The following is a 25,623-nucleotide window of genomic DNA, read 5'->3' as shown; positions in this document are numbered from 1 at the left end:
GTGTGTGACGGGCGGCGGCGGCCCAGGCCCCGTCCGGCCGCCGCCGCCCGAGCTCGATCAGGCCGACACGTTCGGATTCGCCCGGTAGGCGGCCACGTGCCGTTCGCGTTCCTCGTCGGTCATCTCGTTCAGCGCCACGTTCGGACTGCCGAACTCGATGCCGCGGACGTCGTCGAGCGTCCACAGCTTGCGCTGGTCGTCGAGGTCCAGGTGGGGCTGCGGGATCAACGTCTTGCCGTCGTCCCGGACGTATCCGAGGTCGGTGACCACATCGGCCAGGTCCCAGCCGTGGTAGAGGGTCTCCCACTCGCGCTTACCGGTCAGCCGCCCCATGTTCGGCGTCTCCCGGCCCTCGTAGGACGCGCGGAAGGCCACCGCGTCGGTCCAGTGGCAGGTTTCCGAGCAATAGGTGCGCCACTGGTCGTCGACCTCGTCGACCACCATGTCCTCGCGCACCAGGCACGGCACCATGCAGGTCCAGCAGCGGTGCGGGTACTCGTACCCGACGTCCTCGAACGCGATGGGCTTGTTCCGGCCCGGATAGCGCAGCCGGTTGTAGTTCTCCCACCACTTGCCGAACTGGGCGTACCAGCCGGGGTACTTCTCCTCGAACCACTCGAAGTCCGCGTCGGTCATCGGATCGATGCGCCAGTAGTTGACCGGCCACCCGGTCGCGAAGAACTGCGCGACCCGGTGCACGTAGTGCTTGTTGACGATCCGGTTCCACGCCTCTTCGACCAGGTCGTGCGGGATGACCAGGCCGTACTTCTCCAACGGGATGAGGTAGCTGCGGTAGTAGTCGTCGTAGATCCACCGCCGCCACATCTCCGCGTAGCTGTCCCGGTCCTTTCGCCGGTCCTTGGAGCCGTACTCGATGAAGGTGCCGATCGCGGCGTCGACCACGCAGTGGTTGTTCCACCACGCGTACCGCAGATCGCGTTCCAGCAGCTTGCGGTTCTCCTCGTCGGCCAACGCCATCAGCAGGATCGAATACCCGTTGCTGATGTGCCGCGACTCGTCGGACTGCACCGAGTGGAACACGGTCGGCAGCAGGTAGTCGCCGTTGGCCGCCGCCTCGGACGGCATCGCCACGAACAACGTGTTGGTGAAGGCGGTTTCGGCCACCACGGTCAGGTAGATGTTCGCCGCGGTGATCGCGTCGCCGGTGATGAAACCCTCGCCGAACTGCCGACCGATGGTTCCGGCGTAGTTGTTGGCGAACGCCTTCTCGCTGATGTCGAACCCGGCCGGGTCGATGTAGTGGTTCATGTACAGCCGCTTGAGGTTCATCTGGATCGTCGAGTGCCGGACCTCGTCGATCATCTGCACCGCCAGCCCGTTGTGGATCTGCGGGTTCGGCACTGCGTCGATGGCCATCGGCATCGCCCGCGCCGCCGAGATCTCCGGGAACGGGATGATCGACAGGAACAGCTTCTGCCACTCCATCCAGCGTTGCTGGACCTGGCGGAACATGTTGCCGCGGATCGCGCCGTCCATGGCGCCGTAGACCCGGTTGTCCTTCTCCTCCTCCATCGGGAAGTACGACCGGAGGATCTGCTTCAGCGGGTCCTTCTTCGGGGACTTGTCGAACCGGTAGTCGGTGCCGAACCGGGTCGCCGGGGTGGCGAAGGTCGGCTCCCAGGACAGCTCCGTGATCTTCTTGTGCGCCTTGCTCAGACTCTGTCGGCTCACGCCTGCCTCCTGCGCTTAAGGTGCTCCCGGAGAGATCCGTCGCGGTGCCGGGATGAACAGAATCACAGCGCAGAGATGCCTGGTTGTTCATCTCAATATGAGACAATGCGCGGCGTTCATCGAGCAGTAACATCACGGTCACGCAGCGGCCACAGCTGCGCCCGCGACCGAGGCTGTGGCCGGACGGACGCGAGCCAGCGCTGGAGGAGCCGCCATGACCGTCTGGCCGAACCCCACGTCGCGCCCACCGGGCACCGGTCTTGCGGTGGGATTACCAGCTGGTGGGTTGGGTCTGGCCCGCGCGAAATTCCTCAGCGCCGAGCCGGTGGAATCAACGGAGGTCCGCAGCGCGATCTTGGCTTCCTGGCGGCGCTCCAACGATTTCCGGGTGGACTGCGACGAGCTCAGCGCGCCGTTCGAAGCGGATCTGGACGTCCAGGGCCACCTCGTGCAGGCCGCGGCCCCGGTGCTGGACCAGTTGTCCAACCGGCTCAACGAGCAGGCGGTCAGCATCGTGCTCACCAATGCGGACGGATTCGTGCTCGACCGGCGCACCGGCAAGCGCGACCTGCAGGACTACCTCGATAGCGTCTACCTGGCACCGGGTTTCAACTACGCCGAGCAGTTCGTCGGCACCAACGGCATCGGCACCGCGCTGGAAGCCGGTGAGGCCGCACTGATCTACGAGCAGGAGCACTTCACCGGTCCGCTGGTCAACCTGGCCTGCGCGGGCGTGCCCATCCACGATCCCATCACCGGCTCGCTGGAGGGCGTGCTGGACATCACCTGCTTCGCCCGCGACGCGAGCCCGCTGCTGATGGCGATGGCCATCAGCGCGGCGCAAGGTGTGCAGGAGCGGTTGCTCGACGAGAGCCGAGGCCAGGACATCGCGCTGCTCCGGGAGTACCTGCGGGCCACGCGCCGATCCGGCGATCCGATCGTCGCGGTCAACGACGACGTCGTGATGCTCAACCCCCGGGCGCAAACCAGCCTGAGCGCGCAGGACCAGGTGCTGCTGATGGACCACCTGCGCACCGAACGCCCCTCGGCCCGCCCGGCGGAGCTCGATCTCCCGAGCGGCGCGAAGTGCCGCGTGCACACCAAGCGGGTGGCCGACCGCGGCTTCGGCGCCGTCGCCCGGATCCAGTTCGTGGACCCGAGTCCCGCAGGCGCCCTGGAAATCCAGCCGCCACCAGTGCTGCCGGGCGTGGTCGGTTCCGCGGTCATGTGGCGCCGGTGCCACCGAGCGCTCGATGCCCACTACCGGGACGGCTGTTGGGTCGTCCTCGAAGGCGAGTCCGGCAGCGGCAAGGCCGCCATCGCCCAGGCCGTGCACCGCTACCACAACCCCGACCAGCAGATCCGAGTGGTCGACGCGCTGGAGAGCAGCGGCCCCAGGTCCTGGGTGCCCGACGAGGTGCTCGGCCGCCCAGGTGCGGTGCTCCTGCAGCACCTCGACCGTCTCTCGGATGCCCAGCTCGCCGAACTGGCGGAGCTGCTGGAATCCGCGGACAAGCGCCGAAACTGGCTTGCGGGCACGGTGGACAGCACGACCACCAGAAGTCCGCTGCTGGACCGGGTCCTCGCCTTCTTCCCCCGGTCCGTGGAGGTCCCGCCGCTGCGGCACCACATCGAGGACGTCGCCGAGATCGCCGACTTCCTGTTGCAGCAGGCCACCAAACGCGCCAACTCGCACTTCTCCCCCGCCGCGCTGCGGGTGCTGATGCGCGCCCAATGGCCGGGCAACATCGCCGAACTGCAACGGGTCGTGCAGTCCGTGGCAGCCCGCACCAGATCGGCCACCGTCCTGCCGGAGGACCTGCCGCCGGAGTGCAACAGCCAAAGCCGCCGGATCCTCACCCCGATCGAGTCGATGGAGCGCGATGCCATCGTGCGCTGCCTCGCGGAAGCGGGCGGCAACCGCACCAAGGCCGCCCGCTCGCTCGGCATCTCCCGGGCGACCATCTACCGGAAGATCACCAACTACGGCATCGACACCTGACCGCGGGGTCACCCCGGCCACAGACCCTTGCCTCGACGACGGCACGCTCGTACATTTCGTTCAGAACTTGCTTAACGAATGGATGGTGTCGATGTCACCGGACGAGGCGGAGTTCGTCGACCGGATCGGTCTGTTCATGGAAACGGTCGGCGGACCGCGGACGATGGGCCGGATCTACGGCTGGTTGATGATCTGCGATCCCCCACAGCAGTCGCTGACCGAACTGGCCGCCGAACTGGGCGCGAGCAAAGCGTCGATCAGCACCATGATCCGCCCGATGCAGGAGGGCGGGCTGGTCGAACGGCTGCCGTCGTCGACCCGCCAGCACCAGTACCGGATCGCGCCGGGCGGTTTCACCCACCTCCTGCAGGTCCAGCTGGTCCGGATGGGCGCCGGTGTCGAGGCCGCCGAATTCGGCCTGTCGGTGATCGGCGACGACCGCCCGCAACAGCGCGAACGACTCGAAGACCTCCGTGACTTCTGCCGGTTCACCGCGACGGACGCTCGCGACGAGATGATGCAGCGGTGGACCGACTACCGTGCGGCGAACAGGAGCGACCGATGACCGGCAAGGTCGATTTCACCGGCGTGCAGTCCACGATGCTCGTCACCCTCTACCTGCGGGCGTTGGACAGCCGCGAGCAGGATTCGATCCTCGGCGACCACGCCGCCGCCGAGGCGGTGGGCCGGATCGACTACGACTGGGCGAAGTTGGCCCAGCCGGGCATGGCGAGCAACCGGTTCTTGGTCGCGTTGCGCGCGAAGCAGTTCGACGACTGGGCCGCAGACTTCCTGCGGCGCAATCCGGACGCGACCGTGCTGCAGCTCGGCTGCGGGCTGGACAGCAGGGCGTTCCGCCTCGACCTGCCGTCCGGGGTGCGTTGGTTCGACGTCGACCTGCCCGACGTCATCGAACTGCGCCGCGAGCTCTACCCGGAGTCCGAGGGCTACCGCACGATCGGCGCGTCGGTGACCGATCCGGCGTGGCTGGCCGAGATCCCCGCCGACCAGCCCGTGCTGATCATCGCCGAGGGGCTGCTGATGTACCTGCCCACCAGCGAGGTCGAGGCACTGCTGCGGCGGCTCACCGATCACTTCCGCACCGGGGAGCTGATCTTCGATGGTGTCGCGCTCTGGGTCGTCCGGATGACGCAGTGGTGCGCGCGGCGACTGCCGAAGCGCATCTACGACTACCCGGGGTACCTCACGGCGACCCAGGAGGGCCGGGACGTCGAGCGGTGGAACCCGAAGTTCCGGTTCCTGGCGGCAGTTCCTATCTTCTCGTTGCACGCGAAGGTCCCGAACCCGACCTTCCGCGCGCTGTACCGGGCGGCCAACCGGTGGCGCGCCGTCCGCTACTGGCTGCGGGTGTTCCGCGCCGAGTTCTGACGGCTCAACTGCTCGGCGCGGGTTGCCGGGCCTCGCTCTCCTCCTGCTCCACGTAGCCGTACACCTCGGGGAGGATGTAGCGCGCCGCGAGGTAGCCGATCAACGACAGCACCGACACGATCAACGTGGCTACCGGCACGCCTAGTTCGGTGAACAGGATCGGGAAGAAGAAGATGGTGATGAAGGCGGCGAGCTTGACGAAGATGTAGCCGAAACCCGAAGCCGTCGCCTTGTAACGGCTCGGCGCGACCATCGACGAGATCGTCATGCCGTTGGACGCCGCCCAGTAGTGCCCCCACATCAGACCCGCGGCGGCCAGCGGAACCAGCCACTTCCAGTCCAGTTGCAGGAACAGCGCGGCCAGCAGCAGCGAGACGAACGCGGTGCCGAAACCCCACTGCGCCACGCCGCGGTGGCCCAGCCGCGGGGTCACCATGGGCGCCACGAAACCGCTGATGGTGGCGATGACGTAGATCGCGCCAGTGACGAAGTTGGTGGCGCCGATCCCGGAAACCCCGGTGAGCACCAGGATGACCGGCAGGTAGAAGGCGAAGGCAGAGAACTCCGCGCCCTGCATGCCGTTGGAGATCCAGGAGAAGATGCTCGCCCGGCGACGCACCGGGTCCCGCCAGATGCTGGCCAGGAAGTCGCGGATGCGCGGCTGCTGCAGGCGGAAGTCCTGATCCGGCAACATTTCCAGCCCGTCGTCGAACATCTTCTTCGCGACTGCCTTGGCCTGTTTGAACTTGCCGCGCTGGATCAGCCACAGCGCGGTGTCGGGCACGTCCAGCCGACCGATCAGCAGCACCAGGGCGGGCACCGCGCCCAGTCCCAGGCCGATCCGCCACAGCAGGCTGTGGTCCATGCCGGACAGGTACATCCCCGTGATCACCGCGATGGCGGCGATCTCGCCGAGTCCGAACATGCCCTGCCAGCGGTTGCCCATGACCTCCCGCTTGCCCTTCGGCATCGACTCCATGATGTAGGCGTAGCCGGTCGAGATGTCACTGCCCAGCGGCAGCCCGAGCAGGAACCGGACGATGACCAGCTGCCACATGTCGGTGACGAAGGACTGCGCCAGGGACAGCACGACGAAGAGGACCATCGTCGTGATGAAGACCTTGCGACGGCCGAACCGGTCGGCGAACCAGCCACCGCACAGCGCACCTATCAAGGCGCCGAGCTGCACCGCGCCGGAGGCGAGGCCGAGCATCGTGGCGCTCGGATGCAGGTCGTCCTTGACGAACAGCAGCAGGAACGAGATCGCGTACAGGTCCCACGCCTCGATGAGGATGGTCGAGATCATCAGCCAACCGGTTCGATTACCGGTGCCGGTCCCGTGCTTGCTGAGGACGTGCCTGGCCGCGCGATCGGAAAGCTGCCGTAGCTCTGCCTGACTGGTCACGGAAACTCCTGACATTGGCCCTGCCGGGCCGATATTCCGCCTGCCGGAACATCATTTTGGACGCTAGAACGCACTCACGCTAAGTTGGCGTTACGGAGGTGTCAATGACCGCGACGAAGCCGTTGACCGCCAAATCGAACGATGGTTCGGGGCCGCGCCGCGTGCTCCGGTTGATCGAGGCGCTGTGCCGATCGGACGAGCCGACGCGGCTGGCCGACCTCGCGGCCACCGCCGCCCTGTCGAAACCCACCGCGCACCGCCTGCTCAGCGTGCTCATCGCGGACGGCTGGGCGGTGGCGCACGAAGGCGGTCGCTACGGCATCGGACCCACCGCGCGCGCGGTCGCCGCGATGGTGATCAGAGCGGGCCGGGAGGACAGCGTCGAGTCGGTGCTCGTCGAGTTGCAGCAGAAGGTCGGGCAGACCGTCCACCTCGGCATGCGCAGCGGCGACCGGATCGTCTACACGCACAAGGTCGAGGGCACCCAACCGTTCGCGATGGCCTCCCGGGTCGGTACGGAACAACCGCTGCACTCGACCGGCATCGGCAAGTGCATCCTGGCCGGACTGGACGAACCAGCGCTGGCCGAATTCGTCGAACGGGCCGGGTTGGCACGCCGCACCGAACGGACGATCACCACTTCGGACGCGCTGACCCGCGAACTGGCGACGGTGCGGGCACGGGGTTACGCGCTCGACGAAGAGGAGAACGAGGCCAACATCAGGTGCGTCGCGGCGCCCATCCACGCAGCGGACGGCCGGACCATCGGCGCGGTCAGCGTCTCGACGGTGACGTTCGTGGTGGCGCGGGAGGAATTGCTGGCACTGCGCGATGACGTGCTGGAGACGGCCAAGCGGCTGGAGGCAACCCTCGGCTGACCGGTCCGCCCACTGGAGATGGTCGCGCCGAGGAGTGACGTGCGTCGCAGCTTTTCCAGCGGCGCCGCAGTGCCTCCGATTGGCATGCTGATGTTGTCCTTGAACCACTGGCTGGTGCCGACGGCACCGGCCGACCGGAGGAAAACAGTGAGCACCGAAGTCGACTCGACCAGCGACCCCGCGGGCAAGCCGAGCCACGCCGCGCCGGAAGGCGCGGGGGTGCACCCGCTGATCGACCTGTCCCGCGATCCGCACCCCGGCGTGCCCGACCACGCCAAACCGGACGAGCGCTGACCGCGCGAGCTCCAAGCACTGAAAACACCACGAGGGGGGCGCGATCGCGGCCGATCCCGCGATCGCAACCCAGGTTCACCAGCTCCGAAGGGCTTCTGACCAGGCATTGAGAAGCCGGTTCGCCGAACCGCCGACCGGTCCGACGGCGTCGGCCAGCGCTTCCGGGTCGGGAAGTTCGGCTTGGTCCACTGCGGACACCGCCTGCGCCGCGTCGTCGATGGTGCTGGAGCAGACCGAAAGCAGGTAGTCCGGCACGGTCAACGCCGGATCGGTGCAACCCACCACAGGCGTGCCGACCGCGGCGATCAGCGGGAACACCGTGCCGGGAATTCCGATCGCGGCTTCGGTCCTGGCCGCGGCCTGCACCGACGGAACGTCGCTGATCTCGTAACGGCTCCACAACGCCGGATCTTCCCTGGGGTGCAAGCCGACCAGGATGCGCTTTCCGGCTGCCTGGAGCTCCTCCGCCGCAGCCAGCAGGAGTTCGGTTCCCGGCGCGGCGTCGCCGGTCTCGTCGGCATGCGTGACGCTGGTGAGCACCAGCACCAAGCCCGGTTCCGGGGCGCGCTGTGGCAGCGCGTCGGTCTGCGGTGAGCCGACGACCTGGATTTCGCGGTGCGTCCCGAGGTAGGAGCCGAAGGCGCGGGATTCCGCTGGGGACGACGAAGTGATGGTGCGCAGCCGGGGACGCACCTGCTTGGCGCGAGCGGCTTCTTCCGGATCCAGATAGGCCAGTGAACTGGCCGCCAGCGGAAGTCGGCGGAACCGCGCCGCGCAGTCCGCGGGCCAGTCCTCGGCACCGTTGAGCACGAGCAGGTCGGCGGGCGGAGCCGAGTCCGGCAGCGCGGTCCGCACCGGATCGTCCGGGGCGATCTCGGAGAAGTCCGGAACCAGCTGGACGAGTTCCCAGCCACGGCGAGCGGCTTCGGCCAGCAGGGGCGCGACGTGGTAGGTGCCCCAGGGCTCGTTCGTCGCGATCAGCACCCGCACCCGGCCGCCACCGATCGCGGTGCCGCCCATCGCGAGAAGTCCGGCCCCGGCCAACGCGCCGCCCAGCACCGCCCGGCGAGACAGCGATACCTGCTCCGCAGTGTTCATGACCGGAAGCTACGCGGCCGAGTCGACCGGCACATTAACGTCCGGCGAACGCGAGCACCCCGCGGACATCCACCTCCGCCAGGCGACGACACTCCCCGGAAGGACAACGTCCGCCGCGCACTTCGCACTGGCAGTCCACTTCGGACACGCTCGCACGTCCCCGACTCTGGCGGAGAGGCGGGATCCAGCTGACGCGGAATCATGGGCGGACGGCGCGCAGCGCGAGTTGGGTCCGGTTGTCGCATCCGAGCAGCGTCATCAACCGCGAGACGTGCCCTTTCACGGTGCCTTCGCTGAGGTAGAGGCGGGCCGCGATGTCGGCGTTGGACATGCCTTCCGCGACCAGCGCGAGCACTTCGCGCTCCCGTTCACCGAGCGCGTCGAGTTCGGGGTCGGGTCGCTTGGTCGGCTCCGCCGGGCGTCGGTTGCGCAGCCGCTGCACCGCTTCCGGAGAGAGCACCGATGCGCCGGTCGCTGCGGCGACCACCAGTGGGACGAGCCTGGCAGGCGGCGTGGTCTTGAGCAGGAAACCGGTCGCACCGGCGTCCAGTGCGGCCAGCACGTGCTCATCGGTGTCGAGCGTGGTCATCGCGACCACGACCGGCGGACTCGCGAGCGCGCGGATCTGGGCGGTAGCGGTGACGCCGTCCACGCCGGGCATCCGCAGGTCCATCAGGACCACGTCCGGGCGGTGCCGCACCACTGCTTCGACGCCCGCGGATCCGTCGTGCGCCACGGCATCAACCACGACCTGTCCGCTGGCGGACAGGATGATGCGCAGGAAATCGCAAACCATCGGTTCGTCGTCCACCACGACTACGTGCACGGCCTCGCCGGTCGTCACGGCTGGTGCGTCAGCGTCCACGTATTGTCCCGCTCATCCACTCCCGTGCTGCTGCCAACGGGCAGACTCGCCCGCAGAGCGTAGCCGCCGTCCGCGGTCGGCGTGTGCTCGCAGCTTCCGCCGAGCAGCGCGATCCGCCGCCGCAGGCTCTCCAGCCCCAGCCCGTTGCCGGGGCTGGAACCGGCCGCTCCTGGCCCGTTGCGGACCGATACCTCGACCGCTTCGGCCACGGTGACACCGACGTGCACTTCGGCGCCCGACGCGTGCTTCCGCGCGTTGGTCAGTCCTTCGCGCACCACTTGGTGCACCGTACGAGCGAGAGCGGGCGACAGATCCGCGACATCGCCCGCTGTTTCGAGGTGTACGGCCTGCCCTGCGGCGCGGGCTTCGCCGATCAGCTCATCCAACGTCGGGACCGCAAGGGACGCGCGGCTCGGGGCGCCCAGCAAATCCAGGAGTTGGCGCAGCTCGGTCAGCCCGTCGGTGCCCAATCTGCTCATCTGTTCGGCGGCTTGCCGCGCATCGCGGTCGGCCGTCGTGACAGCGAGGGCGTTGGCGTGCAGCACGAGCAGGGTGAGCAGGTGTCCGAGCGTGTCATGGATCTCCGCGGCAAGCTGTTGCCGCTCGCTTTCCCGTGCTTGCCGGGCCACCGCCGCCCGCTCCCGAGCCAGCGCCGCGACGCGGTCGCGGCGGGCCTGTCGCAGCCGCCCGGCCAGGCTGACCGTCATGCCGCCGAGGATCGGTGCGGCCGCGCCCAACGTCGCGGCCACCACCGAACGCTCGACGAATGCCGCATTCGTTCCCACGGCCAGCAGATAGACGAGCACGACCGCGCCGGAGATCTGCAACTGGCGCGGGGTGCGGGCACCCTGCACCACCCGCGAGGTGAACCAGGTCAACGTGAACGGGATCCAGAGCACGGCCTGTTCGGTCACCAGCGTGCGCCACGGCGAATCGATCGCCAGCAGCAGCACCGCGACGACCACCACCGCACCCAGCCCCAGGTGCGGATACGCGTCCAGGCGGCTGAGCAGCACGGTCACCGCGAGTTGCACCAACAACCCGACCGCCAGCACGGGCGCGAGAGCCAGAGCTGGACCCGGTAGCACGGCGGCGCCGAAGGCCGCACCGAGCACGGCGAGCGCCGCCGCGATCAGCGGCAGCCACCGTTCGACGACGCGGCGGTTCTCAGCGCAGGCTTCGGTCATCCGGAAATGGTAAGTCGGGACCAGCGCCAAGACACCGAGCACGACGGCGGATCCGGACTTTCGTCGACCAACACCGAACTTTCGTCGTGAGTGCTCAACCGGGCTCCAGCCCGATTACGCACTCACGACCCCATTCAGGTGAGGAGTGAAGGGCACCTTTGACTCCATCTTCGTCATCATGGGGCTCGCGGGGTCAGATTTGGCCGTGCCTGGGCGGTAGGGCGCCGTTCAGGACGTAGCGTCCGATGTGCTGGATCTTCCACCGGACCGGGTCGTGCAGGGTGTGCGTCCGCGCATTGCGCCAGTGCCGGTGCAGGTTTGCCGTATCCAGGCTGGACCGGGTGCCCGAGACCTCGAACAGGGCGCTGCTGAGTTCCACCGCGACGCCGTCGGCGAACACCTTCGCCGTGGCCACCGCGATCGACGCCGCACCCGCGGACTCCGCGTTCAGATCGCCGCGCGCCGCATCGATCGCCTCGCCCGCCTTGTCCAGCAACGCTTCGGCGGCACGCAACCGCACGGCGAGTTCGCCGAAGCGCTGGATGGTGAGCGGATCCTCCGCCGCTGTCCGCACCCCGCTTTCGCCCCACGGGCGACTGCGGGTGCGCACGAACTCGACGGCGTCGGCGAGCGCTCCCCCGGCGATGCCGACGTCGATCGCCGCGTGCAGGGCTTGGGCGAGCGCGCCGTGCAGTTGCGGCCGGTCGAACGTCAGGTGGTGCGGCACCACCCGATCCGCGGGCACGCGGACCTGGTCGAGCTGGACTGTCCCACTGGCGGTGGTCCGCTGCCCCATGCCCGCCCAGTCGTCGACGACGGTCAGGCCCGGTGCGTCCTGTGGCACGTAGGCGACCTGCAGTCGGTCCCGGTCGTCCTTGGCCAGCACCGGAATCCATTGCGCCAGCAGGGCACCGGTCGAGTACGCCTTGGTGCCCTGCAGGACGAAGTCGCCGTCCACAGTGGATACCAGCCGCGTCTGGATCTCCTGCACGGTGCGGCTCCCGGCCTCGGACTGCGCGTTGCCGAACCGCTTGCCCGCCAGCACTTCGCCGAAGAAGAACTGCCGCTGCTGGGCGGTTCCGTTCTCCCGCAGCACGTTGACGTAGGCGAAGTGGCTCTGCGGGATCTGCGCGATGTTCGGATCGGCGGCGGCCAGCAGCCGGAAGACCTCGACCAGCGTTCGAGCCGAAACCTCGGCGCCACCGTGGCTTCGCGGCACCGTGATGCCCAGCAGCCCGCTGGCCGACAGCGCGTCGAGTTCGGCGTACGGGATCCGGCGTTCGCGGTCACGCTCGGCGGCACCGGCGGCGAACCGTTCGGCGAACCGCGCGGCCAACTCCAACGCCTCGGCGTCGTCGCACACCAGACCTGCCGTGCTCGCCGTACCGACGGACCGAGAAACTGCCATCAAGAGCTCCTAGGAAGTGGCGCGGCCCCATTCAGGTGAGAGGTGAGGGGCACCCTTCACCAAGTAAGTTGGTGAAGGGTGCCCCTCACCCCGTTCCTCCGCACCGTGTTGGGGACAAAGTGGGGTTGGCTTCGGCCCGGTTGCGCGGTCGCGTCCGTTGGGACGCGATCAGGACGTGGCAGCGGGAGAGCGCGACACCCCGGCGAACGGGATGCTCGCCGGGGCCTGTTCGACCGCACCGGCCGGGTGCCGCCAGAGGCCCTTGCGCGCCAGGATCGGCAGCACGCCTTCGCCGAACCAGTACGCCTCCTCCAGGTGCGGATGGCCGGAGAGCACGAACTCGTCGATGCCGAGCGCGTGGTACTCCTCGATCCGCTCGGCGACCTCGGCGTGGCTGCCGACCAGCGCGGTACCGGCGCCGCCTCGAACCAGACCGACACCGGCCCACAGGTTCGGGTAGATCTCCAGGTTCGCCGTCGAGCCGCCGTGCAGGTCCAGCATCCGTCGCTGCCCCTCGGACTCGCTGCGCGCCAAGCCTTCCTGCACCCGCGAGATGGTCGCCGGGTCGAGGGCGTCCAGCAGTCGCTGCGCCTCCGCCCACGCCTGCTCGCTGGTGTCGCGGCTGATGACGTGCAGCCGGATCCCGAAGCGCGGGGTGCGCCCCTGCTCGGCGGCGAGCGCCCGGATCCACTGGATCTTCTCGGCAACCTTGCTCGGCGGTTCGCCCCAGGTGAGGTAAACGTCGACGTGTTTGGCGGCGACGGTACCGGCGGCGGGTGACGATCCGCCGAAGTACAGCGGTGGCACCGGCTCCGGCGTCCGGGTCAACTCCGCGCCTTCGATCCGGATGTGCGCGCCGTCGAAATCGACCCGTTCCCCGCGCCACAACGCCCGCACGACGTGCAAGAACTCGTCGCAGCGTGCGTAGCGGGCCGCCTTGTCGAGGAAGTCGCCGTAGGCGCGCTGCTCGCTGCTCTCGCCCCCGGTCACCACGTTGAGCAGCAGCCGCTGGCCGGAGTGCCGCTGGAACGTCGCCGCCATCTGAGCGGCCAGCGTCGGCGACAGCAGGCCGGGGCGAAATGCGACCAGGAATTTCAGCCGCTCGGTGACCTCCGCCAGCATAGCCGTCGACAGCCACGCGTCCTCGCACCACGCTCCGGTCGGTGTCAGCGCACCCTCGAAGCCCAGTTGTTCCGCGCTGCGGGCGATCTGGCCGAGGTAGGCCAGCGTCGCCGGGCGGGACCCAGCCGCCGTGTTGGTCGTGGCCACTCCGTGGCCACCGCCGACCAGGTACCGGCTGTCACCGTAGGTCGGCAGAAACCAGTGGAACGTCAAAGACATCTGTTTCTCCAGGAGAAGGCGCCGGGTCTTCGAACCGCCCGAGTGTCCAATGTCGACGGATGGCCTACCCGGCCGAGGTCCGCCGACCGGACGGCGGTGGTACCAGGTCAGCCGCGACACGCTTGCGACGCCACGCGGTGGAAATCCACGTGGCGACGCTTGGTGAACAATGCCGCGACCAGCACGGCGCAATCGCAGCAGAGCCCACCGGGGGTGTCAACCGGCGGTCCGGCCGTCCCACCTGGCGGAACGGCGCGCGGCTTCGATCTCCGCCACGCCGACGGATGCGATGTGCTGCGCAGCGGCGAACCGGCGCAGTTCGTCGTCGGTGGCCATCCGGGTCGCATCCGCCGGGCTGACCAGGTGGGCGAACACCGCGACCGGCGCTGAACCGGCGAGTACGGCGAGGTCGGCGGCTGCCTCGGCGAGCCCCGCGTTGTCGAGCACGCCACCGTCTCCGACGGCCACCGGCACGACGTGCCCAGGCCGCGTGAAGTCGGCGGGCACCGCTTCGGGCGCCGCGAGCAAACGAGCGGTCCTGGCCCGGTCCGACGCGGAGATGCCGGTGCTCACACCCATGCTGGCGTCCACAGTGACGCAAGCCGTCGCAGCCGGACTCTCTTGCGCGCGGGGGAAAATCGGCGGCAGCGCAAGCTCATCGCAGCGCTGCCTCGGGAGCGCGACGCACAGGAAACCGGACGAATGGCGCACGGTGAAGGCCGTCAACTCGGTGCTCGCTCGCGACGCCGCGAACACGATACCGCCGTCGCCGTGCGCGAAGCCGTGCACGACCGCCGCTCGACCAGCCGCGATCTCCTGCACCGCCAAGTCGATCAGCCCGATCTCGCCCGGACGACCGACATCGAGCAATGCGGCATCCCGTTGATCGATCAACTCGTCCCCTTCGAAAACCTCCGCCTGGCCACGAACCCAGGCGGCGCCACCGTCCACATCGGCCCGCGAACCTGGTCCCTGCAAGCATTGCCACCCCGGCTGGCGAACGTCAACGGCTGGGGTTGACGTCTCACCAGCTGGAAACCGCGCTGCGCTCGGCTGTGATGTGCTGACCCGTGCTTGACACCGCGACGATCGCCTCCATAGCGTCAGCGTGTGCTTCGACCGGCGCTGCTGACCAATCGCCACCACGTGGATCTGCTGCGGGTGGCCTCGGCGGCGTGTCCGGCGTCCTGATCGCCCCGGTTCGAGAACACCGCTGCTGACCGCTCCGGACGACGAGGTCGAATTCCGGCGCTGGCATTGCGTGCCGATCGCGGTTCCGCCGCCACGGCCGACAGCGGCCGATCCCCAGGAGACAGGAATGACCGCCGGTCTGCACATCGACCCTCCCGCGTCCCGGCCAGTGCCGGTGCGGCAGGTCCGCACGGTGATCGCGGCCAGCCTGGTGGGCACCACCGTCGAGTGGTACGACTTCTTCCTCTACAGCACGGCCGCCAGCCTGGTGTTCGACAAGCTGTTCTTCCCCACCGAGAACCCCACCGTGTCGACCATGCTGGCGTTCGCGACCTTCTTCGTCGGATTCGTCGCACGCCCGCTCGGCGGTGTCCTCTTCGGACACATCGGCGATCGCATCGGCCGCAAACGGACCCTGGTCACCACGATGCTGCTGATGGGCGTGGCCACCGCCGCGATGGGAGCGCTGCCGACCTACGCCGAGATCGGCTTGTTCGCGCCTGTCCTGCTGGTCCTGCTGCGCGTGGTGCAGGGCCTGGCGATCGGCGGCGAGTGGGCGGGGGCGGTGCTGATGGCCGTGGAGTACGCGCCGCCGGGCAAGCAGGCCAAGTACGGGGCGTGGCCGCAGGTCGGACTCGCCCTCGGGCTCGGCCTGGGTACCGGGCTGTTCGCCCTGCTCGGCATCGTCCTCGACGAGGACCAGTTCCTCGGCTACGGCTGGCGGATCGCGTTCGGGTTGAGCATCGTGCTGGTCTTCGTCGGCTTGGTGATCCGGCTGCGCGTCGCCGAAACCCCGGCCTTCGAGCAGGTGCGGGCAGCGCGGCAGACCTCTCGCGCACCGTTCCTGGATCTCTTCCGCGATCGCACCGCCCGGCGCAACACGCTGCTCGGCCTGCTCTCCCGCTGGGCGGAGGGCGCGGCCTTCAACACCTGGGCGGTGTTCTTCCTGTCCTACGCGACCTCGACGCTGCACCTGCCGCGCACCGGTGTCCTGGTGGCCGTCATGGCGGCCGCGATCGTCCTGGCCGTGCTGCTGCCCGTTTTCGGGCAATTCGCCGACCGGTGGACACCCCGCCGGGCCTACGCGCTGGGTGCGTCGCTGTTCGCGTTGTCGGTGTATCCGGCGTTCCTGGCCTTCCAGACGCGCGACCCGTTGCTGACCGGTCTCGTGATCGTCCTGGTGCTGGGCGTCATCCACGCGATCCTCTACGCGCCCCAGGGAACGCTGTACGCGCAACTCGCACCGGTCCGCCTGCGATACACCGGAATGTCCTTCGTGTACCAGTTCTCCGGTATCTACGCCTCGGGCCTCACCCCGCTGATCATCACCGCCCTGCTGGCGGCCAGCGGTGGATCGCCGTGGTGGGCGTGCGCGTACCTGGTCCTCACGGGAGCCATCGGCACCGCTGCGACATTGGCGCTGCGGCCGCGCGATCTCTACTTCGGAACCCGGCACTGACGGCCGTGGGCCCTGCGGGCCTACTGCTGGCCGAGTTCCTGGGTGATGGCCAGGAAGTTGCGCGCGGCCGGGTTGAGGTTGTCGCGCCGGTGGGCGGCGGCGAGGTGCACGATCCGGGTAGCCGGACGCAGCTGGCGGTAGACCACGTCGGGGCGGCGCTGAAGCGCGACCGATGATGGCACCATCGAGATGCCGAGTCCGCCCGCGACGAGCGCGACGATCGTCTGCATCTGCACGGCTTCCTGGGCGATGGTCGGGGTGAACCCGACTTCGTTGCAATAGCTGAGGATCTGGTCGTGCAACCCGGCACCGAGCTCACGCGGGAACAGCACGAAGGGCTCGGCGGCGAGCCGTTCCGCGGCGATGCTGCGCTCAGCGGCCAGCGGGTGGCCGGCGGGCAGCACCACCAGCAGCCGTTCGGCGCCCACCGACTCGACGTTGATCGTCTCGGTATCCCCCAGGGGTAGCGGCGGACGCAGCAAGCCCACGTCCAGGACACCGTCGCGCAGCGCGCGGACCTGCTCCGCAGTGGCCATCTCCCGCAGGGTCAGGACCACCCGCGGGTAGCGATCGCGGAACCGGCGCAGCGCGAGGGGAAGCAGCGTCAAGGTCGCCGATCCCACGAAGCCGACGACCAGCCCCCCGGTTTCGCCACGCCCCGCGTTGCGGGTGGTCTGGCGGGCCGCCTGGGCCGACGCCAGCACCTGACGGGCGGCGGGCAGCAACGTCTCACCGGCAGGGGTCAGGCGCACCCGCCGACTGCTGCGGTCGAGCAGCGCCACGCCCAGATCGTCCTCCAGCGCCCGGATCTGCTGGCTCAACGGCGGCTGCTTGATGCCCAACCGCTGCGCGGCGCGGCCGAAGTGCAGTTCTTCGGCCACTGCCACGAAGTACCGCAAATGCCTGAGCTCCACGGCCGACTCCTTTCGATATCCCGAGGATATCGATATCGAGGTCTTTGCCTATGCCGCATATCGATGGGCCGGTTCGCCGCGAGTATCGAGGGAGCTCAACCTGGTACGAGGAGAGGACTCCATGATCGGCAGAATCGCGTCCGTCGCCGTCACGATCGCCGCGGCGTCGTTGTCCGGCGGGGACAGCGCCGAGGCGGGCTTGGTCCGCAACGACTTCAGCGTGCGCAGCGACGCCGGAGTGCACATCGCGGTGCGCGAGGTTCGCAACACGTCGGCTCAGCGGCCGAAACGTCCCGTCCTGCTGCTGCACGGCGCCAGGGTGCCCGGTGTCGCCAGCTTCGACCTCCCCGTCGCGGGCGGGTCGCTGGCCGCCGATCTCGCGCACGCCGGGCACCCGGTCTTCATCATGGACGCGCGCGGCTACGGCGGCTCCACGCGGCCGGAGGCGCTCTCGGCTCCGCCGGATGCCAATCCACCGGCGGTCCGTTCCGATACCGTGGTCCGCGACGTCGCGGCCGTCGTCGACCGCATCGCGGACCGCTCCCCCACCGACGACGACAAGATCGCGCTGCTCGGCTGGGCGACCGGCGGGCATTGGCTCGGGCAGTACGCCGCCGCGAACCCGGAGCGGGTGAGCCATCTCGTGCTCTACAACACCCTGTACGGCCCGATCGACGGGCACCCGACGATGGGCCGCGGCAGCGACTCCGAGGATCCCGAGCACCCCGGCCGGTTCAACGCGGCCCAATTCGGCGCCTACCGGCTCAGCACCGGCGAAAGCCTGCTGCCGTCATGGGACGCCAGCATCCCCATCGAGGACAAGGACGCATGGCGCGACCCGGCCGTCGTGCACGCCTACGTGACGGCGGCGCTAGCCTCCGACCCCACCAGCGAGAGCCGCACCCCGGCCAGTTTCCGCGCGCCGACCGGCGCGATGGAGGACAGCTTCTACCTCGCCACCGGGCGCCAGCTGTGGGACGCCAGCCTGATCACCGCGTCAACGCTGATCCTGCGCAGCGAGAACGACTTCTGGAGCCGCCCCGAGGACCCCGAACTGCTGGCGTCGCACCTGGTCCACGCCCGCGCCGTCCGCAACGTCCAACTCGACGACGCCACGCACTACGTCCACCTCGATCGAGCCGAACGCGGCCGGACCCAATTCGTCAACGAAGTCCGCGAGTTCCTGGCAAGCCGATGACGCGAATTCGCGGTGCGCGCCCCTAGGCTGACGCCGAACTCGTCCACATCCTCGTCCGGCGGATTGCCGTGCTGCGACCCGCCGGACGAGGATGCGCAACTGACAACGGGAAACGGGGGCGCGCATGGACTCCTACGACGTCGTCATCGTAGGCGCCGGATTCGCCGGGCTGACCGCAGCGCGCGAGCTGTCGCTGCGCGGCCGGTCGGTGGCGGTGCTCGAAGCCCGCGACCGCATCGGGGGTCGCACCTGGACCGACGAACGGCTCGGCCGACGCCTGGAGATGGGCGGCACCTGGGTGCACTGGCTGCAGCCGCACACGTGGAGCGAAATCACCCGGTACGAGCAGCACATCGAGCCGAGCCCGAGTTCGACGACCGTCCTGTGGATCGCGGACGGGAGGGCGCACCGCGGCAGCCCCGAGGAGTTCGACGCCCTGATCGAGCGCAGCATGGACCGGCTCGCCGCGGACAGCCGGACTTGGTTCGAGCGCCCCTACGAGCCGCTGCGCCGACCGGACCTCGACCAGATCGATCACCAGTCCGTCACCGACTACTTCGACCGGCTCGAACTCACCGCCGCCGAGCGCGAGGTGAACATCGGCGTGTGGGCGGAGCACTTCAACGGCCCGGCCGTCGTTTCCGGGCTCAGCCAGGCGATGCGGTGGTGCGCGGCGGCTTCCGGCAACTGGCGACTGCTGCACGAGGCCACCTCGGGTTACCGGCTCACCGCGGGCACCGCTTCGCTAGCGGCCGCGATGGCCGCGGACAGCAATGCCGACATCCGGCTCAGCACGGTCGTGACCGGCATCGCCCGGACCGACAGCGGTACGACAGTCACCACGGCCAACGGCACTCGCCTCGCCGCGAAGCGGGTGATCTGCACCCTGCCGCTCAACGTGCTCGACAGCATCGACTTCCAACCCGCGCTGCCCGCCGCGAAGCAGGCCGCCAGCGCCGAACGCACCGCGTCGCAGGGCCTGAAGACCTGGATCCGGGTACGCGGCGAAGTCCCGGCGTTCACCGGCTACGCGCCGGACGACCACGACCTGACCTTCGTCCGACCCGAGTACACGGTGGACGGTGACACCATCCTCGTCGCCTTCGGGACCCGCGCGCACGACCTCGATCCCACGGACAAAGCGGGCGTCGCACGCGCACTCCGGGCTTGGCGGGACGATCTGGAGGTCGTCGACGTCACCGGGCACAACTGGATGGCCGACGAATTCTCCCGGGAGACCTGGCCCATGCAGCGCCCAGGTCAGCTCACCAAGTACCTGGCGGCCCTGCAGCAGCCGCACGGCCCGATCCACTTCGCGGGTTCCGACATCGCCAACGGCTGGGCGGGTTTCATCGACGGCGCGGTGGAAAGCGGCCTGCGCGCCGCCGGGCAGGTGAACGCCGCGTTGCGCGTCTCGTAACCCGTCTTGCTCGTGAGTGGACAGCCGGGTTGGAGCCGGGTTGCGCACTCACGACCCCACACCGCCGAGCAGGTGTGAGCCGATGCACCTTGCATGAGTGAGTGCTCACTCATAGGCTTGACGTCGTGAGCGCGGAGCAGTCCCGGCGCCGGGCACCGGCGATGAGCCCCGACCAGCGGCGGTCGGCCATCGTGCAGGCCGTTCTACCGCTGCTGGTCGAGCACGGCGCGAACATCACGACCCGGCAGATCGCACAGGCCGCCGGGATCGCCGAGGGCACGGTCTTCCGCGCCTTCAACGACAAGGAAGAACTGCTGCGCGCCTGCGTTGCGGAGGCTTTCCGGACCGACCAGCTGTGCGCGGCGATCCGGCAGGTGCCCCGCGACGGGGAACTGGCCGACCGGCTCAACGAGGTCGGGACGCTGTTCCTCGAACACTTCACCCGGCTCGGCGACCTGATGCAGACCCTGGTCACCACCGGCTACGACGTCCGCCGGGACCGACCGACCGACCGGACCCCGTCCGATGCCAGGGCGGAATTCATGCGGAACATCTCCGAGGCGGTCACCGACGCGCTCGCCCCGGACGAACCGCGGCTCCAGGTGCCGGTCGAGGAGTTCGCCCAGATGTTGCTCGCACTGGTGACGGGGATGCGGTTCGCCGCGAAGCCGGAAGAAGACCGCTCGGCGGGCATCCGCAAGCGCGTCGAAGTGCTGCTGCACGGCGCGCTGGCCAAGACCTGATCGGGTCGCACGCGCACACCGGTCAACGCCCCGCCGCAATCGTCCACCGCAGACCACGAGGTTTGGAATTCCCGTGCACTTCGCTTTCGTCAGCATGCCCGGCCACGGGCACGTCAACCCAACGCTGCCGTTGGTGCAGGAGCTGGTCCGCCGCGGCCACCGCGTTTCCTACGCCACCAACGAGAAGTTCCGTGACGCCGTCGAATCCGCCGGCGCGACGCTGCTGCCCATGCCCGGTGAGATGCCCAATCGCCCACCCAACATGGACCCGGCTGAGCTGGCCGAGATGATGGACCGGTTCATTGCCACGGCCCGCGAGGGTGTCGCCTTCCTCGAAGAGCACCTGACCGGCGATCGACCGGACGCGTTGTGCTTCGACGCGATGACGATGGCTGGCCGGTTCGTCGCCGAGCGGATGGGCCTGCCCGACATCGCCCTGCACCCCACCTATGCCAGCAACGAGCAGTTCTCGCTGCGCTCCGAGCTGATGGCGAACGCGTCCACGCCGCTGCCACCGGAGTACCGGCAGATCTTCCAGCGGATGCGCGAGGTCCACGAACGGCTCGCCGCCGATCTGGGCGTCAAGTCCGCCAACCCGCTGGAAGGCCCGCCCGCATCGCTGAACATCGTGTTCATCCCCCGCGAGTTCCAGTTCGCCGGGGACACCTTCGACGAGCGGTTCCGCTTCGTCGGCCCGTCGCTGGGTTCCCGCGTGGTCGACCCGAGCTGGCGGCGACCGGACAACGCCAAGCCGCTGCTGTTCATCTCGCTCGGCACCGCGTTCAACAACCAGCCGGAGTTCTTCCGGAACTGCCTGCGGGCCTTCGGGGACGGCCGGTGGCAGGTGGCGATGGCCGTCGGTGAACAGGTCGACCCGGCCGATCTCGGTCCGATCCCGGACAACTTCGAGATCCGCGACTACTTCCCGCAACCCGCCGTGCTGCAGGAAGCCGACCTGTTCCTCTCCCACACCGGCATGAACTCCACGATGGAATCGCTGTGCTCCGGAGTGCCGATCGTGGGCGTGCCGCAGCAACCCGAGCAGGAGGCCAATGCACGTCAGGTCGAGCAGTTGGGCATGGGACGCCGGTTGGCCAGCGACGGCCGTTCGGCGGAGGCCCTTCGCCAGGCCGTCGACGAAGTGCACGCGGACCAGCAGATCCGCGCCAATGTCGCGGAGATGAGCAAGACGCTGCGCGGCACCGACGGCGCGGTGGCCGCCGCCGATGCCATCGAAGCCCACCTGGCGGGCTAGGCCGTTTTGTAAGCGGGCGTAGCCGCTTGCGGTGTGGGACTCAGCTGGCACCGCGGCGGGTTCTCAGCAGTCGGCTCGCAAGGACGGCCACGACGGGCATTCATGATGTCCAGGATCCCGGAGTCGAGGCGGCTGCTGAGGTTCCGCTACCCGCACCGCAACGCAAACCACTCCTGGAAACAGTCTCTAGAGGCGCAGCGGCAGGGTTTCCAAGCCGCGGAAGACGTTGGCCGCACCGCCGGGTCGCCACCGCAGTTCTTCGGGACGGCAGGCGAGCGCCAAGTCCGGGAAGCGTTCCAGCATGGCACCGATTGCGATCTGGCCTTCCAACCGAGCCAGCGATGCGCCCAGGCAGTAGTGGATGCCGTGGCCGAAGGCGAGGTGCCCCCGGTCGGTGCGGGTGACGTCGAGCCGGTTCCCGTCGGAGATGTGCGCGCGGTCGCGGTCGGCCGAGCCCAGCACGACGGACACGACACTGCCCGCCGGGATGGTCACCCCGCCGATCTCGACGTCCTCGGCGGCGAACCGAGGCGTGGCCCGCTCGACGGGACCGTCGAAGCGAAGCAGCTCTTCGACCGCCGAGGGCAGCAGTTCCGGCCGTTGGCGCAGCAGCGCCAACTGGTCGGGGTGCGTCAGCAGGGCGAGCATCCCGTTGCCGATCAGGTTGACGGTGGTTTCGTGGCCCGCGACCAGCAGCAACTGGATCGTGCCGAGGAGTTCCCGCGCCGACAGGCGGTCGTGCTCGTCGGCGGCGACGATCAACGCGCTCACCAGGTTCGGCTGGTCGTCCGGCGCCACGCTCGGATCGATCCGCGCGCGGGTGCGCTCGATCAGCTCGGTGAGGTAGTTCTCCCGCGCCACCCGCGCCTGCTCGCGCAGCGCAGCACCTTCCTCGGTGAGCGGCGCGGAGACGAACGCCGTGGTCCAGGCACGGAAGTCGGCGCGGTCCTCGGTGGGCACACCGAGGAGTTCGCAGATCACCGTGATCGGCAGCGGGAAGGCCAGTGCCGTCAGCAGATCGACTTGCTGCCCCTGCGCTGGCATCTCGGCCAGCAGCGCATCGGTGATCTTCTGGACGCGCGGCCGCAGTTGCTCGACGCGGCGCCGGGTGAACGCCTTGGCGACGAGCTTGCGAAGCCGGGTGTGGTCGGGCGGATCGGTGCTGAGCACGTTGGTGCCCAGCGGACCTTCACCCTCGTCGCTGACCACGCCCTGGTCCCGCAACCACTTCGGGGCGTGCGCCATGTCCCGCACCAGCCGCGGATCGGCGAGCGCGGCGCGCGCGTCCTCGTAGCGGGTGACCAGCCAGGTTTCGAAACCCATCGGCCCGGTCAGCCGGTGGACCGGCGAATTCGCGCGCAGTGCCGCGTACGCCGGGTACGGGTCGGCCTGGAACTCCGGGCTCCACAGATCCAAGTCGGTCATCATGACCCCTTTACGAGACTCGATAGTCACCTATCTGAGGCTATTGTCACTCATTAAGAGACGCAACAGTTTCTTACGAGGAACGTAGGATGCTCGCGTGACATCCGCACCGGAGACCCGTCAACGTCGGCGCGGCCAAGCCCTGGAGACCGCGATCTACGACGCCGTGCTCACCGAGCTCGCCGCCGTCGGCTACGGGCGGCTGACCATGGAAGGCGTCGCGGCTCGGGCGCGCACCGCGAAGTCGTCGCTGTACCGGCGGTGGAGCTCGGTGGAAGACCTGGTCATCGCCGCCGTGCACCAGGCGCTGCCCGATGTCGCCACCGTCCCGGAGACCGACGATGTCCGCGAGGAGCTGATCGCCGCCCTGACGCTGATCGCCGACACGCTCACCGGGTCGATCGGGCCAGCGATCACATCGATCCTCGGCGGCATGCAGCAGTCACCGAACCTGCACGCCGCGGCCCGCGAACGGATAGTCGCGCCAAGGGTCCGGGCCCTGCAAACCGTCTTCGAACGGGCGGCGGCGCGGGGCGAGATACGAGCCGGTGCGGCCACCCCGTTCGTCGTCCAGGCCGGGCCCGCCATCGTCATCAACACCTGCCTGGTGCGGGGCCTGCGGTTGTCCACCCAAGACATCGAGGACATCGTGGACCAGGTGATCCTGCCCGCGGTCCGGCCCGCGTCCTGAAACATCGCGGTAGCCGCTCGTGGCGTGGACGGAGCTTGCGCCTTCCCAGCTGCCGCGACCTGCACCGCCGCGCGAACCACCGATGGCTAGTGCCGCGGCACTGGGATGTCCATGCCGTCGTTGCCCTGCGGTCCGTTCTCGACGTAGTCGGCGACGAAGCGCATGCCCGCCTGGTACGCCTCGACGCGGGCGCGGCCGATTTCGGCCTCGATCCCCTCGGGTTGCAGTTCCTCGGCCAACGATCGAACCTCCACCAAACGCCTGCGGGTCTCGTCGTCCATGTCCGCTCCGTCCGTCGTCGTCAGCTCACCAACAGATCCTCGCTCCGCATCCTGCAGCGCGCACGATCGAGTGACGGAAGCGCCGGGGGCTACCACGCCCGTGCGGAAGCGGCAGCGCCGGACTCCACCTCAGCGGACGGAGCGATTTCGCGCGAAATCGGTAGCACCCCGCCCCTGCAAGCCGCTTGCGCAGGACGGCGCGCAGGTCCGCGTCGAGAAAGCTCCCAGGCAGGCAGCGTCGTCGTCGGGGGTGTCCGAACGCGGGGTTCGAGCACTGCGACCGCAGCCGCTCGCGACAGCGGAATTCCCCTGTGGCTTCGGGATTTTCGGCGCAGTTACCCGATCTCCGGCGAACCGCACAATATGGGCACGATCACGGGATCTGGGAATCCTCGCGGGGCTGCGGCGAAATGACAGGTCATCGGCGGGAAACCGGGGCGGGAGAACGGCATTCGCGCACTGGATTGCGCCAAAGCGCGCAGTAACCGGCGTCGGCGGTGTTCGTTGATCCGGAGGTGCCGGTGCGGTCGACGCCGATCGCCCGGCATGCGCGAAAACCCCGGACCCGGTGCGGGTGAGCTTCGCCCGTGGAGAGGAACTTCATGAGCACAACGGAAGCTCGGCTGGTGGCGCAGGTGGTCGACACGGCTCGGTATCCGCTGTCGGATCCGACGAGCACCGCCTGGCAGGACGCCATCGGCCAGGCCCGGCGAGACCTGCGGGAGCTCGGTTGCAGCGTGCTGCCCGACTTCATCCTGCCTTCCCGGCAACACGACCTGCGGATGGAGGGAGCCGAGATCGCGCCGCTGGCGCACTACGACGTCGAAGTGGTCAACGCCTACAACATCGACACGAACGCACCGCTACCGGACGATCATCCCGCTCGCACCACCATGACCCGCGGCAACGCGTTCGTGGCCCGCGACCACATCCCCCGCCAGTCCATCGTCCACCAGCTCTACGCCAGCCCGCTGTTCCAGCGCTTCGTGGCCAGTTGCTTCGAACTGCCCGACGTCCACGAACTCGCGGATCCGCTGGCCGGGCTGTGCCTCAACGTGGTGCGCCCCGGAATGGACCACCCGTGGCACTTCGACACCAACGAGTTCGCGGTCAGCTTGCTCACCCAGCAACCGGAAGCCGGTGGGATCTTCGAATACTGCCCGAACATCAGATCCGCGCACGCGGAGAACTTCGCCGACGTCCGGGCGGTGCTGGCCGGGCGCGGCGAGCACTTGATCCGTCGGCTGACGCTGCGCCCCGGTGATCTCCAGCTGTTCAAAGGGCGTTTCTCGCTGCACCGGGTGACCACCGTGCGCGGCGGGACGGCACGGCATTCGGCTATCTTCGCCTACAGCGAGCGCCCCGGCGTCGTCGGCAGCGTCGCGCGGACGAAGCAGATCTTCGGCCGGGTGCTGCCCGAGCACCTGGCCGCCGAGGGGCGTGCGGTGCGGGGCGACCAGTTGCTGGATTGACGTCAGAGCACGCCG

The 25,623-nt window shown here is 68.9% G+C and carries 24 protein-coding genes; 13 read left to right on the top strand and 11 right to left on the bottom strand.

What is annotated here, in order from left to right:
* Positions 1 to 57 precede the first annotated feature (57 nt).
* A complete protein-coding gene (locus MOQ72_RS34035) occupies positions 58 to 1,692 on the bottom strand; it encodes a ferritin family protein (protein ID WP_242189932.1) in 1,635 nt (544 codons plus the stop codon).
* 214 nt (positions 1,693 to 1,906) lie between these two features.
* Between MOQ72_RS34035 and MOQ72_RS34030 the strand changes: the two genes are divergently transcribed.
* From MOQ72_RS34030 to MOQ72_RS34020, 3 genes are all read left to right on the top strand, one after another.
* Positions 1,907 to 3,694 (top strand): sigma-54-dependent Fis family transcriptional regulator, encoded by a 1,788-nt coding sequence (locus MOQ72_RS34030; protein ID WP_242189931.1) that lies wholly within the window; start codon positions 1,907 to 1,909, stop codon positions 3,692 to 3,694.
* Positions 3,695 to 3,785: 91 nt separating this feature from the next.
* Entirely contained in the window at positions 3,786 to 4,259 is a 474-nt protein-coding gene (locus MOQ72_RS34025) for a GbsR/MarR family transcriptional regulator (RefSeq protein ID WP_242189930.1), read from the top strand.
* Complete coding sequence (locus tag MOQ72_RS34020; protein WP_242189929.1) at positions 4,256 to 5,083, top strand: class I SAM-dependent methyltransferase; 828 nt, start codon at positions 4,256 to 4,258, stop codon at positions 5,081 to 5,083. The genes MOQ72_RS34025 and MOQ72_RS34020 overlap by 4 nt, the downstream gene beginning before the upstream one ends.
* Positions 5,084 to 5,087: 4 nt before the next feature.
* On the opposite strand, the gene MOQ72_RS34015 is transcribed toward MOQ72_RS34020, so the two are convergent.
* A complete protein-coding gene (locus MOQ72_RS34015; protein ID WP_242189928.1) occupies positions 5,088 to 6,488 on the bottom strand; it encodes an MFS transporter in 1,401 nt (466 codons plus the stop codon).
* A 104-nt stretch (positions 6,489 to 6,592) separates the two neighbouring features.
* Here MOQ72_RS34015 and MOQ72_RS34010 point away from each other — a divergent pair, with 104 nt between their 5' ends.
* Together MOQ72_RS34010 and MOQ72_RS34005 are read left to right on the top strand one after the other, a co-directional pair.
* Complete coding sequence (locus MOQ72_RS34010) at positions 6,593 to 7,366, top strand: IclR family transcriptional regulator (RefSeq protein ID WP_242189927.1); 774 nt, start codon at positions 6,593 to 6,595, stop codon at positions 7,364 to 7,366.
* Positions 7,367 to 7,513: 147 nt separating this feature from the next.
* Positions 7,514 to 7,660, top strand: coding sequence for a hypothetical protein (locus MOQ72_RS34005; RefSeq protein WP_242189926.1), 147 nt, complete (start codon positions 7,514 to 7,516; stop codon positions 7,658 to 7,660).
* Between the two features lie 75 nt (positions 7,661 to 7,735).
* Here the strand turns inward: MOQ72_RS34005 and MOQ72_RS34000 are convergent, their stop codons facing one another.
* The 6 genes from MOQ72_RS34000 to MOQ72_RS33975 form a co-directional block, all read right to left on the bottom strand.
* Positions 7,736 to 8,758 (bottom strand): hypothetical protein, encoded by a 1,023-nt coding sequence (locus tag MOQ72_RS34000; RefSeq protein ID WP_242189925.1) that lies wholly within the window; start codon positions 8,756 to 8,758, stop codon positions 7,736 to 7,738.
* A gap of 199 nt (positions 8,759 to 8,957) precedes the next feature.
* On the bottom strand, positions 8,958 to 9,623 hold the full coding sequence (locus tag MOQ72_RS33995; RefSeq protein ID WP_308198030.1) for a response regulator: 666 nt from the start codon (positions 9,621 to 9,623) through the stop codon (positions 8,958 to 8,960).
* A complete protein-coding gene (locus MOQ72_RS33990; protein ID WP_242189924.1) occupies positions 9,599 to 10,810 on the bottom strand; it encodes a sensor histidine kinase in 1,212 nt (403 codons plus the stop codon). Before MOQ72_RS33990 ends, MOQ72_RS33995 begins: the two co-directional genes overlap by 25 nt.
* Positions 10,811 to 11,003: 193 nt before the next feature.
* Positions 11,004 to 12,218, bottom strand: coding sequence for an SfnB family sulfur acquisition oxidoreductase (locus MOQ72_RS33985; protein WP_242189923.1), 1,215 nt, complete (start codon positions 12,216 to 12,218; stop codon positions 11,004 to 11,006).
* 168 nt (positions 12,219 to 12,386) lie between these two features.
* Entirely contained in the window at positions 12,387 to 13,559 is a 1,173-nt protein-coding gene (locus MOQ72_RS33980) for an LLM class flavin-dependent oxidoreductase (protein ID WP_242189922.1), read from the bottom strand.
* 216 nt (positions 13,560 to 13,775) lie between these two features.
* Positions 13,776 to 14,537, bottom strand: coding sequence for a 3,4-dihydroxy-2-butanone-4-phosphate synthase (locus MOQ72_RS33975; RefSeq protein ID WP_242189921.1), 762 nt, complete (start codon positions 14,535 to 14,537; stop codon positions 13,776 to 13,778).
* 132 nt (positions 14,538 to 14,669) lie between these two features.
* On the opposite strand from MOQ72_RS33975, the gene MOQ72_RS45810 reads away from it, so the two are divergent.
* Both MOQ72_RS45810 and MOQ72_RS33970 read left to right on the top strand, forming a co-directional pair.
* On the top strand, positions 14,670 to 14,750 hold the full coding sequence (locus MOQ72_RS45810; protein WP_372495608.1) for a putative leader peptide: 81 nt from the start codon (positions 14,670 to 14,672) through the stop codon (positions 14,748 to 14,750).
* A 127-nt stretch (positions 14,751 to 14,877) separates the two neighbouring features.
* A complete protein-coding gene (locus MOQ72_RS33970; protein ID WP_242189920.1) occupies positions 14,878 to 16,209 on the top strand; it encodes an MFS transporter in 1,332 nt (443 codons plus the stop codon).
* A gap of 20 nt (positions 16,210 to 16,229) precedes the next feature.
* Here MOQ72_RS33970 and MOQ72_RS33965 read toward each other — a convergent pair whose 3' ends face one another.
* Positions 16,230 to 17,123 carry a LysR family transcriptional regulator gene (locus MOQ72_RS33965; protein ID WP_242189919.1) on the bottom strand — a complete coding sequence of 298 codons (894 nt, stop codon included), beginning with the start codon at positions 17,121 to 17,123 and terminating at the stop codon, positions 16,230 to 16,232.
* Between the two features lie 121 nt (positions 17,124 to 17,244).
* Here MOQ72_RS33965 and MOQ72_RS33960 point away from each other — a divergent pair, with 121 nt between their 5' ends.
* The 4 genes from MOQ72_RS33960 (at position 17,245) to MOQ72_RS33945 (ending at position 21,739) form a co-directional block, all read left to right on the top strand.
* A complete protein-coding gene (locus tag MOQ72_RS33960) occupies positions 17,245 to 18,321 on the top strand; it encodes an alpha/beta fold hydrolase (RefSeq protein ID WP_242189918.1) in 1,077 nt (358 codons plus the stop codon).
* Between the two features lie 124 nt (positions 18,322 to 18,445).
* Positions 18,446 to 19,741, top strand: coding sequence for a flavin monoamine oxidase family protein (locus MOQ72_RS33955; RefSeq protein WP_242189917.1), 1,296 nt, complete (start codon positions 18,446 to 18,448; stop codon positions 19,739 to 19,741).
* A 125-nt stretch (positions 19,742 to 19,866) separates the two neighbouring features.
* Positions 19,867 to 20,484, top strand: a complete 618-nt coding sequence (locus MOQ72_RS33950; protein WP_242189916.1) for a TetR/AcrR family transcriptional regulator — start codon at positions 19,867 to 19,869, stop codon at positions 20,482 to 20,484.
* A gap of 73 nt (positions 20,485 to 20,557) precedes the next feature.
* Entirely contained in the window at positions 20,558 to 21,739 is a 1,182-nt protein-coding gene (locus MOQ72_RS33945) for a macrolide family glycosyltransferase (RefSeq protein ID WP_242189915.1), read from the top strand.
* Positions 21,740 to 21,925: 186 nt separating this feature from the next.
* Here MOQ72_RS33945 and MOQ72_RS33940 read toward each other — a convergent pair whose 3' ends face one another.
* Positions 21,926 to 23,164, bottom strand: coding sequence for a cytochrome P450 family protein (locus MOQ72_RS33940; RefSeq protein WP_242189914.1), 1,239 nt, complete (start codon positions 23,162 to 23,164; stop codon positions 21,926 to 21,928).
* A 97-nt stretch (positions 23,165 to 23,261) separates the two neighbouring features.
* On the opposite strand from MOQ72_RS33940, the gene MOQ72_RS33935 reads away from it, so the two are divergent.
* A complete protein-coding gene (locus tag MOQ72_RS33935) occupies positions 23,262 to 23,855 on the top strand; it encodes a TetR/AcrR family transcriptional regulator (RefSeq protein ID WP_242189913.1) in 594 nt (197 codons plus the stop codon).
* A gap of 86 nt (positions 23,856 to 23,941) precedes the next feature.
* Here the strand turns inward: MOQ72_RS33935 and MOQ72_RS33930 are convergent, their stop codons facing one another.
* The gene (locus MOQ72_RS33930) at positions 23,942 to 24,136 is read right to left on the bottom strand and encodes a hypothetical protein (RefSeq protein WP_242189912.1); all 195 of its coding nucleotides are present in this window, start codon (positions 24,134 to 24,136) and stop codon (positions 23,942 to 23,944) included.
* A 602-nt stretch (positions 24,137 to 24,738) separates the two neighbouring features.
* Here MOQ72_RS33930 and MOQ72_RS33925 point away from each other — a divergent pair.
* Positions 24,739 to 25,608 carry a HalD/BesD family halogenase gene (locus tag MOQ72_RS33925; RefSeq protein ID WP_242189911.1) on the top strand — a complete coding sequence of 290 codons (870 nt, stop codon included), beginning with the start codon at positions 24,739 to 24,741 and terminating at the stop codon, positions 25,606 to 25,608.
* Positions 25,609 to 25,623 lie beyond the last annotated feature (15 nt).

The sequence above is a fragment of the Saccharopolyspora soli genome (genome assembly GCF_022678645.1).
Taxonomy (GTDB): domain Bacteria; phylum Actinomycetota; class Actinomycetes; order Mycobacteriales; family Pseudonocardiaceae; genus Saccharopolyspora; species Saccharopolyspora soli.
This window is presented reverse-complemented; position numbering and strand designations above follow the sequence as displayed.

What these genes read in the sequence shown, in the direction of transcription:
- MOQ72_RS33980 (WP_242189922.1), bottom strand. Translation starts at nt 13,559, where the DNA reads ATGTCTTTGACGTTCCACTGGTTTCTGCCGACCTACGGTGACAGCCGG.
- MOQ72_RS33985 (WP_242189923.1), bottom strand. Translation starts at nt 12,218, where the DNA reads ATGGCAGTTTCTCGGTCCGTCGGTACGGCGAGCACGGCAGGTCTGGTG.
- MOQ72_RS33960 (WP_242189918.1), top strand. Translation starts at nt 17,245, where the DNA reads ATGATCGGCAGAATCGCGTCCGTCGCCGTCACGATCGCCGCGGCGTCG.
- MOQ72_RS33925 (WP_242189911.1), top strand. Translation starts at nt 24,739, where the DNA reads ATGAGCACAACGGAAGCTCGGCTGGTGGCGCAGGTGGTCGACACGGCT.
- MOQ72_RS34010 (WP_242189927.1), top strand. Translation starts at nt 6,593, where the DNA reads ATGACCGCGACGAAGCCGTTGACCGCCAAATCGAACGATGGTTCGGGG.
- MOQ72_RS33940 (WP_242189914.1), bottom strand. Translation starts at nt 23,164, where the DNA reads ATGACCGACTTGGATCTGTGGAGCCCGGAGTTCCAGGCCGACCCGTAC.
- MOQ72_RS34000 (WP_242189925.1), bottom strand. Translation starts at nt 8,758, where the DNA reads ATGAACACTGCGGAGCAGGTATCGCTGTCTCGCCGGGCGGTGCTGGGC.
- MOQ72_RS34025 (WP_242189930.1), top strand. Translation starts at nt 3,786, where the DNA reads ATGTCACCGGACGAGGCGGAGTTCGTCGACCGGATCGGTCTGTTCATG.
- MOQ72_RS34030 (WP_242189931.1), top strand. Translation starts at nt 1,907, where the DNA reads ATGACCGTCTGGCCGAACCCCACGTCGCGCCCACCGGGCACCGGTCTT.
- MOQ72_RS33990 (WP_242189924.1), bottom strand. Translation starts at nt 10,810, where the DNA reads ATGACCGAAGCCTGCGCTGAGAACCGCCGCGTCGTCGAACGGTGGCTG.
- MOQ72_RS33970 (WP_242189920.1), top strand. Translation starts at nt 14,878, where the DNA reads ATGACCGCCGGTCTGCACATCGACCCTCCCGCGTCCCGGCCAGTGCCG.
- MOQ72_RS34020 (WP_242189929.1), top strand. Translation starts at nt 4,256, where the DNA reads ATGACCGGCAAGGTCGATTTCACCGGCGTGCAGTCCACGATGCTCGTC.
- MOQ72_RS33930 (WP_242189912.1), bottom strand. Translation starts at nt 24,136, where the DNA reads ATGGACGACGAGACCCGCAGGCGTTTGGTGGAGGTTCGATCGTTGGCC.
- MOQ72_RS33955 (WP_242189917.1), top strand. Translation starts at nt 18,446, where the DNA reads ATGGACTCCTACGACGTCGTCATCGTAGGCGCCGGATTCGCCGGGCTG.